Source organism: Lysobacter koreensis, assembly GCF_042677045.1.
GTDB classification, from domain to species: Bacteria; Pseudomonadota; Gammaproteobacteria; order Xanthomonadales; family Xanthomonadaceae; genus Lysobacter_K; species Lysobacter_K koreensis.
The window spans coordinates 416,933-431,853 of record NZ_JBHTIH010000002.1; the positions used below are offsets into that span (position 1 = coordinate 416,933).

Annotated in this window: 16 protein-coding genes; 2 read left to right on the plus strand and 14 right to left on the minus strand. The window is 68.6% G+C overall.

All coding sequences use genetic code 11. The features are described from left to right. Positions 1-84 precede the first annotated feature (84 nt). The 14 genes from sbcB to asnS all read right to left on the minus strand — a co-directional run bounded on the left by sbcB (position 85) and on the right by asnS (position 12,395). The gene (gene sbcB / locus ACFQZQ_RS02085) at positions 85-1,578 is read right to left on the minus strand and encodes an exodeoxyribonuclease I (RefSeq protein WP_386811026.1); all 1,494 of its coding nucleotides are present in this window, start codon (positions 1,576-1,578) and stop codon (positions 85-87) included. A 4-nt stretch (positions 1,579-1,582) separates the two neighbouring features. Further along, positions 1,583-2,959 carry an FAD-dependent oxidoreductase gene (locus ACFQZQ_RS02090; protein WP_386811635.1) on the minus strand — a complete coding sequence of 459 codons (1,377 nt, stop codon included), beginning with the start codon at positions 2,957-2,959 and terminating at the stop codon, positions 1,583-1,585. A 1-nt stretch (position 2,960) separates the two neighbouring features. Beyond that, positions 2,961-4,226: a kynureninase gene (gene kynU, locus ACFQZQ_RS02095; RefSeq protein ID WP_386811636.1), complete on the minus strand. Its 1,266-nt coding sequence runs from the start codon at positions 4,224-4,226 to the stop codon at positions 2,961-2,963. Between the two features lie 46 nt (positions 4,227-4,272). Continuing rightward, complete coding sequence (locus tag ACFQZQ_RS02100) at positions 4,273-5,283, minus strand: amidohydrolase family protein (RefSeq protein WP_386811027.1); 1,011 nt, start codon at positions 5,281-5,283, stop codon at positions 4,273-4,275. A 136-nt stretch (positions 5,284-5,419) separates the two neighbouring features. Next, on the minus strand, positions 5,420-5,950 hold the full coding sequence (locus ACFQZQ_RS02105; protein WP_386811028.1) for a 3-hydroxyanthranilate 3,4-dioxygenase: 531 nt from the start codon (positions 5,948-5,950) through the stop codon (positions 5,420-5,422). A gap of 5 nt (positions 5,951-5,955) precedes the next feature. After that, positions 5,956-6,399: a RidA family protein gene (locus ACFQZQ_RS02110; RefSeq protein WP_386811029.1), complete on the minus strand. Its 444-nt coding sequence runs from the start codon at positions 6,397-6,399 to the stop codon at positions 5,956-5,958. Then, positions 6,396-7,061, minus strand: coding sequence for a carbonate dehydratase (gene can / locus ACFQZQ_RS02115; protein WP_386811030.1), 666 nt, complete (start codon positions 7,059-7,061; stop codon positions 6,396-6,398). The genes ACFQZQ_RS02110 and can overlap by 4 nt, the downstream gene beginning before the upstream one ends. A gap of 7 nt (positions 7,062-7,068) precedes the next feature. After that, positions 7,069-8,493, minus strand: coding sequence for an aldehyde dehydrogenase (locus ACFQZQ_RS02120; protein ID WP_386811031.1), 1,425 nt, complete (start codon positions 8,491-8,493; stop codon positions 7,069-7,071). A 34-nt stretch (positions 8,494-8,527) separates the two neighbouring features. Further along, a complete protein-coding gene (locus tag ACFQZQ_RS02125) occupies positions 8,528-8,863 on the minus strand; it encodes a PilZ domain-containing protein (protein ID WP_386811032.1) in 336 nt (111 codons plus the stop codon). Next, positions 8,860-9,648 (minus strand): SDR family oxidoreductase, encoded by a 789-nt coding sequence (locus tag ACFQZQ_RS02130; RefSeq protein ID WP_386811033.1) that lies wholly within the window; start codon positions 9,646-9,648, stop codon positions 8,860-8,862. The genes ACFQZQ_RS02125 and ACFQZQ_RS02130 overlap by 4 nt, the downstream gene beginning before the upstream one ends. Positions 9,649-9,688: 40 nt before the next feature. Then, entirely contained in the window at positions 9,689-10,309 is a 621-nt protein-coding gene (locus ACFQZQ_RS02135; protein WP_386811034.1) for an FMN-binding negative transcriptional regulator, read from the minus strand. A gap of 26 nt (positions 10,310-10,335) precedes the next feature. Further along, complete coding sequence (locus ACFQZQ_RS02140) at positions 10,336-10,647, minus strand: hypothetical protein (RefSeq protein ID WP_386811637.1); 312 nt, start codon at positions 10,645-10,647, stop codon at positions 10,336-10,338. A gap of 23 nt (positions 10,648-10,670) precedes the next feature. Next, a complete protein-coding gene (locus ACFQZQ_RS02145) occupies positions 10,671-10,979 on the minus strand; it encodes a hypothetical protein (RefSeq protein ID WP_386811035.1) in 309 nt (102 codons plus the stop codon). Positions 10,980-10,994: 15 nt separating this feature from the next. Further along, positions 10,995-12,395, minus strand: a complete 1,401-nt coding sequence (gene asnS / locus ACFQZQ_RS02150; RefSeq protein ID WP_386811036.1) for an asparagine--tRNA ligase — start codon at positions 12,393-12,395, stop codon at positions 10,995-10,997. A 174-nt stretch (positions 12,396-12,569) separates the two neighbouring features. On the opposite strand from asnS, the gene ACFQZQ_RS02155 reads away from it, so the two are divergent. Then, positions 12,570-12,908: a HesB/IscA family protein gene (locus tag ACFQZQ_RS02155; protein WP_386811037.1), complete on the plus strand. Its 339-nt coding sequence runs from the start codon at positions 12,570-12,572 to the stop codon at positions 12,906-12,908. A 109-nt stretch (positions 12,909-13,017) separates the two neighbouring features. Continuing rightward, positions 13,018-14,817 (plus strand): DUF885 domain-containing protein, encoded by a 1,800-nt coding sequence (locus tag ACFQZQ_RS02160; RefSeq protein WP_386811038.1) that lies wholly within the window; start codon positions 13,018-13,020, stop codon positions 14,815-14,817. Positions 14,818-14,921: the final 104 nt, after the last annotated feature.

The window sequence follows — 14,921 nt, forward strand, 5'->3', positions numbered from 1 at the left end:
CCACGGAAGCGGGGATCCAGTGACGTTGGCTTCTAGCCGTCAGTCGCCGGGGTGCACGATGGGTATCGCTGCGCTCAACCCATCCTACGTCACGGTGGCATCGAGCTCGCGGCCCCAGGCTTCGAGCTGGTCGAGCAACGCGAGCTTGCCACCGTCGTCGGCGTGCGCGGCGCGCAGGGCGTCGATCTCGGCATGGAAGCGAGCGAAACTGTACTCGGACAAGCCGGCTTCATCGCGCAGACGATGGCGGCGGTACTCGTCCCAGCGCGCGCGTTCGCTGATCGACAGCGTGTCGGGCCAGTTGCGGGCGCGGTAGCGGAACAGCAGCTCGGGCAGGCGCGGGTCGCGGAAACCGAACACGCGCGCACCCAGCGCGCCGGGATCGGTGCTGCGGACCTGGTTGAACAAGCGCTTGTCGCCGTCGCCGATGAAGCCGTCGTACAGCGATGCATCGACGTCTGACGGAGCGCGCTGGCGCTCGCTGGCGAACACCCGGCGCACCTTTTCCGCCAGCGCCGGGCCGGCGTCGCGCAGGCGTGCGGCGCGTTCGGCAACGACCAGCGGGTCGATCGCCAGTCGTGCAAAATCCGCCGCGCGCAGGTGGTCCCAGGCGATCAACGCCGGGCACTTGTTGAGGTGCACTTCCTTCAGCGCCACGCGCTCCTCGCCCTCGGGCAGGTCGGCCGCCGGCGTGTACAGGCGGTCGGCGATCTGGCCCGGCTCCAGGTGCAGCAACGCGGTGGGGTCTTGGGCCAGGTCGAACACCAGCACCCGGCTGTCGATATGCGGATGCCGGGCGATCGGCAGGATCGGCGCCGCGCACAGGCGGCTGGCGGGGAAGCGCTGCGACACGTGCAGCGCCGGCGTCATCGCCACGGTGTCGAGCAAGGTCGCGGCGAAGCGCTTGTCGCGCAGCTTGAGCGCGTACTGCCACAGCTTGGGCTGTGCGGCCTTGAGCTGGCGGGCGAGGCCGATCAGCGCGCGCACGTCGGACAGGGCCTCGTGCGCATCGCCTTCGCGCACGCCGTTGGCCTCGGCCAGGTGCTCGAGCTTGAACGAGGTCGCGCCGTCCTCGGCCGCTCCAGCGCGTCCTGCGCCCGCGGCACTCGCATATCCATGTGCTTCGCGCCGCGGCCAGGCGATGCCGTCCGGGCGCAGCGCGTGCGCGAGCCGCATGACGTCAAGCAGGTCCCAGCGCGAGTTGCCGCCGCGCCACTCGCGTTCGTAGGCGTCGTAGAAGTTGCGGAACAGGCCGTGGCGCACGAACTCGTCGTCGAAACGCAGCGAGTTGTAGCCCACGCTGCAGGTCTCCGGGCGCGCCATCTCGTCGAAGATCCTTGCGAACGCCTCGGCTTCCGTCGTGCCCTCGCGCCGCGCCGCCTGCGGGGTAATGCCGGTGATCAGGGTGGCGATGGGCGAGGGCAGCAGGTCGTCGGCGGGCCTGACGAAGAAGCTGATCGGTTCGTCGACCGGGTTGAGGTCGGCATCGGTGCGGATCGCCGCGAATTGCGCTATGCGCGTGGTGCGCGGGTCGGCGCCAAAGGTTTCCAGGTCGTAGAACAGGAAGCTGGCCGGCATCGGCTCAGGCGTCCGCGGGCAGGGGCGCGAGACGCTCGCGGACCGCGGCATCGACCGCGTCCCAGTCCAGCGTATCGAGCGAGTCGTGGCCGCGCGTCAGTTCGACCAGCAAGCCGCGCTGCAGGTTGCCGCGCTCGAACGCCAGCGCGTACGGCAGGCGGTGGAACGTCACCATCGCGTAGCGCGGCACGAAGCGATCGGGATGGCGCGCGGACAGCTTCTGCTCCAGCGCGCGTTGCAGCAGGTAGTCGTCATCGTCGACCCGGTCGCGCATCTCCAGGTAGTTCTCCAGCGCCATGGCCTGGATGGCGCGCGCGTTGGGCAGGCGCTGCGCCTGGAACGCGGCGAACGCGGCGGCGCGGTCGGCCGTGCGATCGAGCTGCTCGGCCAGCGCGACGCAGTCCTCGAACGCGCAGTTCATGCCTTGCCCGTGGAAGGGCACCATCGCGTGCGCCGCGTCGCCGACCAGCACCGCGCGATCGTCGTGGAACCAGCGTTCCAGGTACAGGGTCGCGAGCAGCCCGGCGGGGTTGTGCTCGAAATCGTGTTCGAGGTTCGGGATCAGCGGCAGAGCGTCCGCGAAGTCGCGGGCGAACAACGCGCGCGCGTCGTCGCCGTCGCGCACGGTCTCGAAGCTGGGACTGCCGGGGGCGTCGGACTGGTTGGGAAGGAACAGCGTGACCGTGAACGTGTGCTCGTCGTTGGGCAGGGCGATGCACATGTAGCGGCCGCGCGGCCAGATGTGCAGGGCGTTGGGCTCGATGCTGAAACCGCCATCGGCCGCCGGTGGGATCTCCAACTCCTTGTAGGAGTGGCCGAGGAACTCGGTGCGCTCGCCGAGTTCGATCTCGCGCCCCATCGCCGCGCGCAATGCGGACCCGGCGCCATCGGCCCCGACCAACGACGCGAAGCCGACGCCGTGCGAGCTGCCGTCGCGGTCGTCGCTGAAGGTGGCATGGCGCGCGTCGAAATCGACGCTCGCCAGGCCACGGTTGAAGTGCAGCGTGGCGCCGGCGCGCTCTGCGAGATCCAGCAGGATCACGTTGAGCTCACCGCGGTGCACCGACCAGATCACCTCGCTGTCGTCGCGGCCGTAGCGTTGCAGGTCGGTGCGGCCGTCGGCGAAATGCACCATGCGCCCGCGCATCATCACCGCCTGCGCCATGACCTCGTCGTCGCCGCCGGCCAGCCTGAGCGCATGCAGGCCGCGCTCGGCTAGCGCGAGGTTGATCGAGCGCCCGCCGGCATAGCCTTGCAGGCGCGGGTCGCCGCGTTTCTCGTAGACGTCCACGCGCCAGCCGCGCTGCGCCAGCAGGGTCGCCAGCAGCGCGCCGGCCAAGCCGGCGCCGATGATGGTGATGTGGCGAGGCGCGATCGGCATGTCAGTGGACATCGCGCCAGGCCTCCACCGCGCGTGCGAATCGCAGCACGTCGGCATGGGTGTTGTAGAGCGGGGCGGGGGAGATGCGGATCACGTCCGGTTCGCGCCAGTCGCCGAGCACGCCATTCGCGGCGAGGTAGTCGAACAGGGCGCGGCCCTGCTCGCGACCGCCTGCCACGCGCAGCGACAGTTGGCTGCCGCGACGTTCCCGCTCGGCCGGCGTGACAATCTGCAGGACATCGGCCAGAAGCTCGCGGATCAAGGACTCCAGATAGCCGGTCAGGCGCAGCGACTTGGCGCGCAGCGCGGCCATGCCGACCCGGTCGTACAACTCCAGCGAGGCGCGCAACGGCGCCAAGCCCAGGATCGGCGGGTTGCTGAGTTGCCAGCCGTCCGCGCCGGGGGTGGGCCTGAAATCGGGACCCATCTGGAAGCGCGTGGCCGGTTCGTGGCCCCACCAGCCGGCGAAACGCGGTCGATCCGTGTGCGCATGGCGCTCGTGCACGAAACAACCGGCGACCGCGCCGGGACCGGAGTTCAAATACTTGTAGTGGCACCACACCGCGAAGTCGACGCCGCTGTCGTGCAACGCCAGCGGCAGGTTGCCCACCGCGTGGGCCAGGTCGAACCCGCACACCGCGCCTTGGGCGTGCGCGAGGGCGGTGATCGCCTGGATGTCGAAGGCCTGGCCGGTGCGGTACTGGATGCCCGGCCACAGCACCAGCGCCAGGCGGCGGCCGTGCTGCGCGATCGCGCGCTCGATCGCCGCCATCGAGAACGTGCCGTCGGGCTCGTCGGGTTCAAGTTCGATCAGGTCGGTGGCGGGGTCGAAGCCGTGGAATGCGACCTGCGACGCCAATGCGTAGCGGTCGGACGGGAACGCGCCCGCCTCCATCAGGATCGCCGGGCGCTCGCGGGTGGGCCGGTAGAAGCTGACCATCATCAGGTGCAGGTTCGCGGTCAGCGAGTTCATCGCCACCACCTCTGCCGGATTCGCGCCGACCAGGCGCGCGAGTGGCTCGCGCACGAGTTCGTGGTAGCTCATCCACTGCGCGTCGCCGGTGAAATGGCCTTCCACCGCCTCGTGCTCCCACTTGTCGAGCACGGTCTCGACGTGGGCGCGCGCGCTGCGCGGCTGCAGGCCTAGCGAGTTGCCGACGAAGTACGCCATCTCCGCGCCATCATGTCGGGGAATCAGGAACTCGCCGCGCAGGGTCGGCAGCGGGTCAGCGGCATCGAGCGCGTTGGCGTGATGCTCGCAGAACATGTCGGGCACTTGCTGGTCGGTCACTTGCTGGGATCCTTTGCGCGCGTCACGTGAAGCGCGACTTCGACAGCCCGAGCCATTCCAGCGCGGTGCCGTGGTAGAGGCGGGCCTGGTCGGCCTGCGACAGCTCGAGCGAGGCGATGCCGGCACCGGGCGCCTGCTCGCCAAGCGGGAACGGGTAATCGGTGCCGAGCATCACGCGCGACACGCCGCAGGTGTCGAGCAGGTAGCGCAGCGCGCGGTCGTCGGCCACCCACGAATCGAAGTACAGCTGGTCGAGATACTCGCGCGGGTTGCGGGGGTTGTCGGTGGCGACCAGGTCCGGGCGCATGTTGAAGCCATGCTCGATGCGGCCGATCGTGTACGGGAAACTGCCGCCGCCATGGGCCAGCATGATCTTCAGCTTGGGCAGGCGCTCGAGCACGCCGCCGAACACCAGGCAGCACGCGGCGCGTGATTGCTCGGCGGGCATGCCGACCAGCCACGGCAGCCAGTACTTGGGCATCGACGCGGTGCCCATCATGTCCCACGGGTGCACGAGGATCGCCGCGCCCAGCTCGCTGGCGGCCTGGAAGAACTCGAACAGCTCCGGCGCATCCAGGTTCCAGTCGTTGACGTGGCTGCCGATCTGCACGCCCTGCAAGCCGAGCTGGTCCATGCAGCGCTCGAGTTCCTGCACCGCCAGCCGCGGCGACTGCAGCGGTACCGTGCCGATCCCGGCAAAGTGGCGCGGATGCTCGCGGCAGGTCTGCGCCATGTGGTCGTTGAGGGCCTGGTGCAGTTCCAGCGCGTGCTGCGGCTTGGCCCAGTAGCTGAACATCACCGGCACCGTGCTGATCACCTGCACCTGCACGCCGAAGCGCGCGTAGTCGTCCATGCGCTCCTGCGGGTCCCAGGTCTTGGACCAGATCTCGCGGAAGAACTTGCCGTCCTTGTAGATGCGGTGGCGGCCGTCGTCGGTGTGGTGGATCACCGGGAAGCGGTCGTCGCCGTACTTGCGCGCCAGGTCGGGCCAGTCGCGCGGCAGGTAGTGGGCGTGGGTGTCGATTTTCAGCATGTCGATTGCGATGTTTCCGATCTCGTTTCGTTCGGGTTCAACGTTCGTCGATGTCATCCCGAACGAAGGTGGGGATCTGCTTTCGGCCGTGCCGCGGCAACAGCGCAGTGCTCGCTGCGCCTGGGGTGGCAGCGGCCTAGGTGTCTGGCATCACGTACTTGTCGGGCGCCGGATTCAGATGCCCGCAGCCCTTGCAGGTGCGGTGCTCGCGCGAGGAGTAGAAGCGCTCGAACACCGGCGGGAAGTCCCGCTCGATGTCGTGCAGGCGGAAGAACTCCTCGTACAACTTGGTGTTGCAGCGCTCGCAGAACCACATCAGGCCGTCGTCTTCATGCGCCAGCCGCTTGCGCTCGATCACCAGGCCGATCGAATCGGGCATCCGCTGCGGCGAATGTGGCACGCGCGGTGGCAGCAGGAAGGTCTCGCCGGCACGGATCGGGATGTCGCGCACGGCACCGCCTTCCTGGATGCGCAGCACCATCTCGCCCTCGAGCTGGTAGAACCACTCCGCGCCCTCGTCCCAGTGGTAGTCGGTACGCTGGTTGGGACCGCCGACCACCATCACGATGAAGTCGCCATCGAACACCACCTTGTTGCCGACCGGCGGCTTGAGCAGGTGGCGGTGTTCCTCGATCCAGGCTGGCAGGTTGAGCGGGGCGGGCAGCACGGCGGTCACTCCTCCGCGCCGGCATCGCGGCCGATGTCGGCGACGCACTTGAGTTCGATCGCGATCGGCGTCGGCAACGCGGTGATGCCCACCGTGGTGCGGCAGGGCGCGGCGTCGATGTCGGGGAAATACTCCGCCCACACCGCGTTGTAGGCCTTGAAATCGCGCTCCATGTCGGTGAGGTAGACGGTCACGTCGACCAGGTCCTGCCAGCGCGCGCCACTGGACTCCAGCACGGTGCGGACGTTGGCGAACACGGCGCGGCACTGGGCATCGATGTCGTAGCTGAGCAGCTCGCCGTCGGCGTCGTGGACATTGCCGAGGATCGCGTTCGTTGCCGGATCGCGCGGGCCGATCCCCGACAGGAACAGCAGCCGGCCCACGCGACGCGCATGCGGGTAGGTGCCGACCGGCCTGGGCGCATGGACGGCACGGATCGGGTCGCTCATCGCGGCGAGCCTCCATGCGTGTCGTTCACCCGCGCCACCGCGGCGTCGTAGCTCGCGGTGAGCTGTTCGTAGGCGTCGATGCCCATGCCGACGTCGTGGACGCGGCCGTTCTGCAGGCTGTACACCCAGCCATGCACGGTCAGCTCCTGGCCGCGGGCCCACGCGTCGCGGACGACCGTGGTCAGGCTGACGTTGAGCACCTGTTCAATGACGTTGAGTTCGCACAGGCGGTCGTGGCGCTCGTGCTCCTGCACCGCCGCCATACAGCCGGCGTGCTTGTCGGCCACGTCCGAGACGTGCCGCAGCCAGTTGTCCGCCAGGCCCACCCGCTGGCCATGCAGCGCGGCGTGCACGCCGCCGCAGCCGTAGTGCCCGACCACCAGGATGTGCTTGACCTTCAGCACGTCGACCGCAAACTGGATCACCGAGAGGCAATTGAGGTCGGTATGCACGACCACGTTGGCGATGTTGCGATGGACGAACACTTCGCCCGGTGCCATATCGATGATCTGGTTGGCCGGCACGCGCGAATCCGAGCAGCCGATCCAGAGGAATTCCGGCGCTTGCTGACCGGACAGGCGTTGAAAGAACCCAGGGTCCTCGCGGGTGACGCGTTCGGACCAGTCGCGATTGCGCTCCAACAGATGTTCCAGCGAACTCATGCAGTGCTTATCCCAGGTGAATGCCGATGTTCTTGGCGTCGGTGAAAAATCGCATGGCCTCGAAACCGCCTTCGCGGCCTAGGCCCGACGCGCCGCTGCCGCCGAACGGCGTGCGCAGGTCGCGTTGCAACCAGGTATTGATCCAGACCATGCCGGCGCGCAATTGCGCGGCAAACCGGTGGGCGCGGTTGAGGTCGCGCGTCCACACCGACGCCGCGAGGCCGTAGTCGCCGGCATTGGCCAGCGCCAGCGCTTCGTCGTCGTCGTCGAACGGCTGCAGGGTCACCACCGGCCCGAAAATCTCTTCGCGATTGCTCGCGCAGTCCGGGCCGAGCCCCTCGATCACCGTCGGCGCCACGAACCAGCCGGGCCGCTCCAGCGCGACCCCGCCGCACAGCACCTGGCCGCCGTCGGCGCGGGCGCGGGCGAGGGCAGCGACCACCTTGTCGAAGTGGGCCTGCGACACCAGCGGACCAAGCTGGTTGTCCTCGTCGATCGGGTCGCCGACGCGTAGGGCGAGCGCGCGTTCGACCAGGGCATCGCGGACCTGCGCGTAGATGCGGCGCTCGACCAGCATCCGCGACCCGCACAGGCAGATCTGCCCGGAGTTCTGGAACGCCGAACGCACCAGCGTGTCGAGGTGGACTTTCCAGTCGCTGTCGGCGAACACCAGGGTTGGGTTCTTGCCGCCCAGTTCGAGCGAGAGCTTTTTCAGGCGAGGCGCGGCGAGTTCGGCGATCCGGCGTCCGACCATGGTGCTGCCAGTGAACGACACCGCCTTGACCTGCGGATGCAGCACCAGTGCCTCGCCGACGCCAGGACCCAGGCCGTGGACGACATTGAGCACGCCGGCCGGGAAGCCGATCTGCGCGGCCAGTTCGCCGAGCATCGTCGCCGTCAGCGGGGTGACTTCCGACGGCTTGGCGACCACGGTGTTGCCCGCGGCCAGCGCGGGCGCGATTTTCCAGGTGAACAGGTACAGCGGCAGGTTCCACGGCGAGATCGTCGCGACCACGCCGAGCGGCTGACGCAGTGTGTAGTTCAGCCCAGCCTGGCCGTGGTGCGACTCGCTGGCGAACTGGGTGGCGGCGTGCGCGAAGAAACGCAGGTTGCTGATCGCGCGCGGGATCTCGACTTCGCGGGCGAGCTTGATGGGCTTGCCGCCGTCGCGCGACTCGGCATGGGCGAAATCGTCGAGCTGCGCCTCGAGCGCGTCGGCCAGTTTTTCCAGCCAACGCGCGCGCTCGCTGTTGGGCAAGGCCGACCACGCGGGAAACGCGGACTGCGCGGCTTGCACCGCGGCCTCGACATCGGCGGCGTCGCCTTCGGCGACTTCGGCGAACGCATGGCCGGTGGCCGGATCAAACACCTCGAGCCAGCGACTGCCGTCGGCTGCGCGGGGTTCGCCATTGATCCAGTGGGTCAGACGCATGCGCGAAGCTTAACGCGCGCGGTGCCGCGATGGGTTATCGCGGCACCGGACCGGGCGGTATGGACTGTGGCTCCTGGTACTCGATGCCGATCCGGATGGCGGTCAAGCGCGCAACGCGGGCCGGCACGACCACCGCCGGCTGATCGTCATCGCGGTAGAAGAACAAGCGCACCACGTCCTCTTCGGCCAGCGTGCACGCCGCGGGAAACGCGATGCCGCAGCCACCTTCGGACACGTCCAGCAGTTCGGCGAACCACGCCGACTCGCCGCGCACCACCATCACCCGCGCCGCGAACGGCAGGCGTTCGCCGAGGCGGCGTTCGGCTTCGTCGATCGCGCTCAGGGGGTGGCCCGGCTCGTGCGCGCTCACAGCGAACGGGTCCGCCCGCCATCGACCGGCAGGTTGACGCCGGTGATGTAGGCCGCCGCCGGCGAGCACAGGAACGCGATCGCCGCGGCGGTTTCCTCGGGCCGGGCGAAGCGGCCCATAGGGATCGCGGCAACCATCTCGGCGTGCACGTCGTCGCGGCTGCGGCCGGTCCTGGCGACGGTGGTGTCGATGATCTGGTCGATGCGCGGCGTCTGGGTCGAGCCGGGCAGCACGTTGTTGACCGTGATGCCCTTGCGCGCCAGTTCGCCGGCCAGCGTCTTGGCCCAGCTGGCGACCGCCCAGCGCGTGGTGTTGGACACGCCCAGCCCGCTGATCGGCTCCTTCACCGAGGTCGAGATCACGTTGACGATGCGGCCGTAGCGGTCGCGCTCCATGCCCGGGATCACCGCTTCGGCGAGCACGTGGTTGGCGAGCAGGTGCTGGCGGTAGGCGGATTCGAACGCGGCGATGTCGGCGCCATGCACGGTCCCCGGCGGCGGCCCGCCGCTGTTGTTGACCAGGATGTGCACCGGCTTGCCCGCGGCGAGCGCCTCGACCCGCGCGCGCAACGCCTGCGTGTCGCTGGCGTCGGCCGCGATCCAGCCGTGTTGTTGCGCGGCGCGCGGCGTCGGCAGTTGCGCCGCCAGTTCGCGCAGCAGCGTCTCGCGACGCGCGAGCAGGGTGACGTCGGCGCCCAGTTCGGCCAAGGCGCGGGCGGTGGCCAGGCCGATGCCCTGGGTGCCGCCACAGACGAGCGCGTGCTTGCCGCTCAGGTTGAGGTCCATGTTGCGCTCCTGCGTTTTCTAGCGGTGTGTCGGCGGTGATTCAGGGCGCGAATCGTGCGCGCATCAGCGCGGCGACAGCTCGGTTCGAGTCGGTATCCAGCGCATCCAGCCGATCCGCGACGGCGACCCGGTTCGCTTTCGGGTGGTTCTGGCTCAGCTTGAACTTCAACGTGACCCGGTCGACCGCGAGCCGGAAGCCGACGATGCCGCGCAGCTGGCTGCGGTGATCGTCGCGCTCGGGTTCGAAGCGCCAGTCGCTGCCGACCGCGGCTTCGTGCTGGTTGCTCAGCTCGTCGACCAGCGCCGCCAGCGACGGCTCGTCATCGAAGGTTTGCAGTTCGCCTTCCAGGTGCGCGACGGCATAGTTCCAGGTCGGCACGCGGGCGGCGGCTTCTTTGTCCGGGTACCAGCCCGGCGAGACGTACGCGTGCGGCCCGTGCACGATCGCCAGCGCGCGGCCGCTGTGGCGCGCCTGCGGGTTCGGGCGCGCCCAGTGGCCGCGCAGTTCGACGCGTTCGCCATCGCGGCGGTACAGCACGGGCAGGTGGCTGACGACCGGAGTGCCGTCGTGCACCGTGGTCAGGGTGATGAAGTTGTCGCCGGCGAGCAACGCGTCCAGCGCGCCCAAGTCGGCTTCGGCGAACGCCGCGGGCCTATACATGCGATGCGCTCATGGGCCCGGGCTCGTCAATGCTGCGAAGGAATCTTCTGCACCATCAGCTCGCGCAGGCGCGAATCGTCGCTGCTGTCCGGCGGCACGATCTGGTCGAGCGTGAAACCGCGGGCAAGGGCGTCGTCGGCGTCCATGCCATCGAGGCTGATGAACTCGGCGTCCATCAGCACCGCGCGGGCGGTGTCCTCGCTGTCGTAGCCCAGGGTGTTGCCGTCGCTGTCGAACACTTCGGCCGTACCGGCCTCGCGCACGCGCAGTCGTGCCCAGATGATCGTGCGGCCCAGGGTGGCCAGCCACCACTGGTCGCGAGTGCCTTGCTCGCGCATGCCGTCATCGGCTGCGTCGTCGTTCACCATGCCACCACCAATGAAAGGAGCCATAACGCACCGGCGAGCAGCAGGCCGGCGATGATCGTGATCAGGGAAATGCGCGCCGGTGTCGCCAGGCCGTCTAGGTTGCGGTCACCGGCCTGCCGATAGCGGCCACGCAACAGCCAGCCGAGGGCGACGGGATTGAGGAACGCGCCGTGGCCCAGCGCCTGTTGCAACGACGGATGCCGGTCGCGGATATGCACCAGCGCCAGTGGCCAGAAGATCACGAACGCGGTCGCGCCAGCGATGGCCATGGCGACGAACAACAATGCAAGGAACAGGATCACCGGTCAGGAACCCACTCAGTACTCAGCGTTGCCGGGCGCGCGCGGGTAGGGGATAGCGTCGCGGATGTTGCTCAGGCCGCACACGTAGACCACCAGCCGCTCGAAGCCGAGGCCGAAGCCGGCGTGCGGCACCGTGCCGTAGCGGCGGAAGTCGCGGTACCAGCCGTAGTGCACCGGGTCGAGGCCGAACTGCGCCATGCGCGAATCCAGCACGTCGAGGCGCTCCTCGCGTTGCGAACCGCCGATGATCTCGCCGATGCCGGGCGCCAGCACGTCCATCGCCGCGACGGTCTTGCCGTCGTCGTTGAGGCGCATGTAGAACGCCTTGATGTGCTCGGGGTAGTTGAGCACCACCACCGGGCGGCCGACGTGCTGCTCGACCAGCCAGCGCTCGTGCTCGGTCTGCAGGTCCAGGCCCCATTCGACCGGGAACTCGAACTTCTGCCCGGACTTCTGCAACAAGGTGATCGCATCGCCGTAGTCGATCCGTTCGAACGGCGCGTTGACGAACGCCTCCAGGCGCGTGATCGCGTCGGGCTGCACGCGCTCGGCGATGAACGCCATGTCGTCGGCGCGCTCGTTGAGCACCGCGCGGAACAGGTACTTGAGGAAGTCCTCGGCGACCTGCGCGTTCTCCAGCAGGTCGGCGAATGCGATCTCCGGCTCGACCATCCAGAACTCGGCCAGGTGGCGCGTGGTGTTGCTGTTCTCGGCGCGGAACGTCGGCCCGAACGTGTAGACCTTGCTCAGCGCCAGGCAGTAGGCCTCGACATTGAGCTGGCCGGACACGGTCAGGAAGGTCTCCTTGCCGAAGAAGTCGCGCGAGAAGTCGACTGCGCCGTCCTTGCCGCGGGGCAGGTTGGCCAGGTCCAGCGTCGAGACCCGGAACATCTGGCCCGCGCCCTCGGCATCGGACGTGGTCACGATCGGGGTGCTGATCCAGTAGTAGCCCTGCTCGTGGAAGAACCGGTGCACGGCCTGCGACAGGCAGTGGCGGATGCGGGTGACCGCGCCGAACAGGTTGGTGCGCGGGCGCAGGTGCGCGACCTCGCGCAGGAACTCGAGCGAGTGCGCCTTGGGCTGGATCGGGTAGGTTTCCGGATCGTCGACCCAACCCACGACCTGCAGCGAGGTGGCCTGGATCTCGAACGATTGCCCCTGGCCCTGCGACTGCACCAGCGTGCCGGTGGCGATCACCGAGCAGCCGGCGGTGAGGTGCTTCACCTCGGACTCGTAGTTGGCCAAGGTATTAGGCGCTACGACCTGGATCGGCGCGAAGCAGGAGCCATCGCTGACGTTGACGAAGCTCAGCCCGGCTTTCGAATCACGCCGGGTACGCACCCAGCCGCGGACCGTGACTTCGCCGTCGGCAGGCATCTTGCCCGCGAGCGCGTGCTGCACGCTTGTGACTGTCATGGGCTGACCACCGTCATGCCTTGAATCCTGGCCTGTACGGGCCGATATGGAAGAGGCCGGAGTTTAACCGGAGCGGCACGCCGCCGCCGCTATACTTCACCCTTCCATTGGCAACTCCAGCGCCACCATCGACCGCAACCGCGGCAGCAGCGCGCACCGAAGCAGGAATCTTGCATGGCCGTTGTCCTCAGCCCCTCCGCACTGGCCCGTGTCCAACGCTACCTGGTGGAGACCCCGGAAGCGCTCGGCTTGCGCTTCGGTGTGACCAAGACCGGTTGCTCGGGCTGGCAGCACACGGCCGACCTGGCCCGCGACCAGCGCGAGGGCGACACCGTGTTCGATCAGGACGGCGTGCGCGTATTCGTCGATGCGGTGAGCCTGCCGCTGGTGGACGGTACGGAGATCGATCTGGTCAAGCAGCGCCTGGGCGAGCAGTTCGTGTTCCGCAATCCCAACGCCAGCGCCGAATGCGGCTGTGGCGAGAGCTTCACCACCAACGCCGACGCAGCCTGAGCGCGGCCGGCGGCGATTCCGGGCCAGGCGCTGAGCCGCCAGCTTCGGTCATGGATCGGGGCGGGTAGGCGGGCGGTAGACTCCGACGCTGACCTCCCGGAGTTTGGCCGTGATCCGATCCCTGCTGCTTGCCGTCGCCATCGCGACGGCGCTGTCCGCAACGCCTGCCGCCGCCCAGTCGGGCACCGCCCCGACGGCCACGGCCACGTCGGCCAGCCAATCGCTGCACCGCCTGTTCGAAGAGGAATGGGAGCGCGGCCTGCGCGAGAGCCCGGAAGGCGCCAGCTACAGCGGCGACAAGCGCTACAACGACCGCTGGACCGATGACAGCCTGGCGGCGATTGCCGCCCGCGAAGCCGCCGACCGCGATGCACTCAAACGCCTCAAGGCGATCGACCGCAATGCGTTGTCGGCCGGCGACCGGCTCAGCTACGACGTCATGGCCTGGCAACTCGAACGCGGCGTCGAGCGGCAGAAGTACAAGGAATGGCAGCGCCCGGTGAGCCAGCGCGGCGGCGTCCAGACCGCGGAGGGCATTGCCGAGGTGCTGCCGTTTGCCACGGTCCAGGACTACCGCGATTGGTTGAAGCGTCTGGAAGCCGTGCCGACGATGGTCGAGCAGACCACCGTGTTGCTGCGCGAGGGGCTGAAAGCCGGCAACACGCCGCCGAAGGTGCTGATGCAGCGCGTGACCGGGCAGATCGCCGCGCAGGTCGTCGAGGATCCGGCGAAGAGCCCGTTCTACAAACCATTCACCAAGTTCCCCGACACCGTGCCGCAGGCCGAGCGCGCCGCCTTGCAAGCGCAGGCGAAGCAGATCATCGGCGAGCGGGTGGTGCCGGCCTACCGCCAGTTCGCGACCTTCTTCAACGACGAGTACCTGCCCAACACCCGCGAATCGATCGCAGCGGCCGACCTGCCCGATGGCAAGGCCTACTACGATTTCCTCGCCGCCCAGTTCACCACCACCGACCTCAGCGCCGACCAGATCCACCAGACCGGCCTCAAGGAAGTCGCGCGCATCCGCGCCGAGATGGAGAAGGTCAAGGCCGAGGTCGGCTTCCAGGGCACGCTGCCCCAGTTCTTCGACCACCTGCGCAGCGACCCGAAGTTCTTCCACAAGACGCCGGAGGCGCTGTTGGAGGCCTACCAGGCGATCTCCAAGCGGATCGACCCGCAGCTGGTGAAGATCTCGAAGGTCATCCCGCGCCTGCCGTACGGCGTGCGAGCGATCCCGGACAACATCGCCCCGGACACCACCACCGCCTACTACCAGGGCGGCGCGATCGACGGCAGCCGCGCCGGCTACTACTACGTCAACCTGTACAAGCCGGAGGTGCGCCCGACCTGGGAAATGATGGCGCTGTCGCTGCACGAGGCCGTTCCGGGCCACCACTTCCAGATCAGCCGGGCGATGGAGCTGCCGGAAATGCCGATGTTCCGGCGTACCGGCTATTTCACCGCCTACGGCGAGGGCTGGGGCCTGTATGCCGAGCGCCTGGGCTACGACATGGGTCTGTACGACGACCCCTACGACCGCATGGGCCAGCTGGCCTACGACATGTGGCGCGCGGTCCGGCTGGTGGTCGACACCGGCATGCACAGCAAGGGCTGGAGCCGCGACCAGGCAATCGGGTTCTTCATGGACAACGCCCCCAAGACCCGCCAGGACGTGGTCAACGAGATCGACCGCTATATCGGCTGGCCCGGCCAGGCGCTGGCCTACAAGATCGGCCAGCTGAAGATCTCGGAACTGCGTGAGCGCGCCCGCCTGGCGCTGGGCGAGCGTTTCGACGTGCGCGATTTCAATGACGCGGTGCTGGTCACCGGTTCGGTGCCGCTGCAGGCGCTGGAGGCGCATATCGACGCCTGGATCGCGGAGCAGGCGCGCAAGCCCGCCAAGGGCTGAGCCACGGGGAAGCCCCTAGTGCCGCCGGGCGGGGCCGACGGCGTCGGCGGAACCGCCTCTGCTGGCTCCGCGACACGCGTGGGGGCGGGTGGCGCGTTTCCAGA

What these genes read in the sequence shown, in the direction of transcription:
- sbcB (WP_386811026.1), bottom strand. Translation starts at nt 1,578, where the DNA reads ATGCCGGCCAGCTTCCTGTTCTACGACCTGGAAACCTTTGGCGCCGAC.
- ACFQZQ_RS02090 (WP_386811635.1), bottom strand. Translation starts at nt 2,959, where the DNA reads ATGCCGATCGCGCCTCGCCACATCACCATCATCGGCGCCGGCTTGGCC.
- kynU (WP_386811636.1), bottom strand. Translation starts at nt 4,226, where the DNA reads ATGTTCTGCGAGCATCACGCCAACGCGCTCGATGCCGCTGACCCGCTG.
- ACFQZQ_RS02100 (WP_386811027.1), bottom strand. Translation starts at nt 5,283, where the DNA reads ATGCTGAAAATCGACACCCACGCCCACTACCTGCCGCGCGACTGGCCC.
- ACFQZQ_RS02110 (WP_386811029.1), bottom strand. Translation starts at nt 6,399, where the DNA reads ATGAGCGACCCGATCCGTGCCGTCCATGCGCCCAGGCCGGTCGGCACC.
- can (WP_386811030.1), bottom strand. Translation starts at nt 7,061, where the DNA reads ATGAGTTCGCTGGAACATCTGTTGGAGCGCAATCGCGACTGGTCCGAA.
- ACFQZQ_RS02120 (WP_386811031.1), bottom strand. Translation starts at nt 8,493, where the DNA reads ATGCGTCTGACCCACTGGATCAATGGCGAACCCCGCGCAGCCGACGGC.
- ACFQZQ_RS02130 (WP_386811033.1), bottom strand. Translation starts at nt 9,648, where the DNA reads ATGGACCTCAACCTGAGCGGCAAGCACGCGCTCGTCTGTGGCGGCACC.
- ACFQZQ_RS02135 (WP_386811034.1), bottom strand. Translation starts at nt 10,309, where the DNA reads ATGTATAGGCCCGCGGCGTTCGCCGAAGCCGACTTGGGCGCGCTGGAC.
- ACFQZQ_RS02140 (WP_386811637.1), bottom strand. Translation starts at nt 10,647, where the DNA reads ATGCGCGAGCAAGGCACTCGCGACCAGTGGTGGCTGGCCACCCTGGGC.
- asnS (WP_386811036.1), bottom strand. Translation starts at nt 12,395, where the DNA reads ATGACAGTCACAAGCGTGCAGCACGCGCTCGCGGGCAAGATGCCTGCC.
- ACFQZQ_RS02155 (WP_386811037.1), top strand. Translation starts at nt 12,570, where the DNA reads ATGGCCGTTGTCCTCAGCCCCTCCGCACTGGCCCGTGTCCAACGCTAC.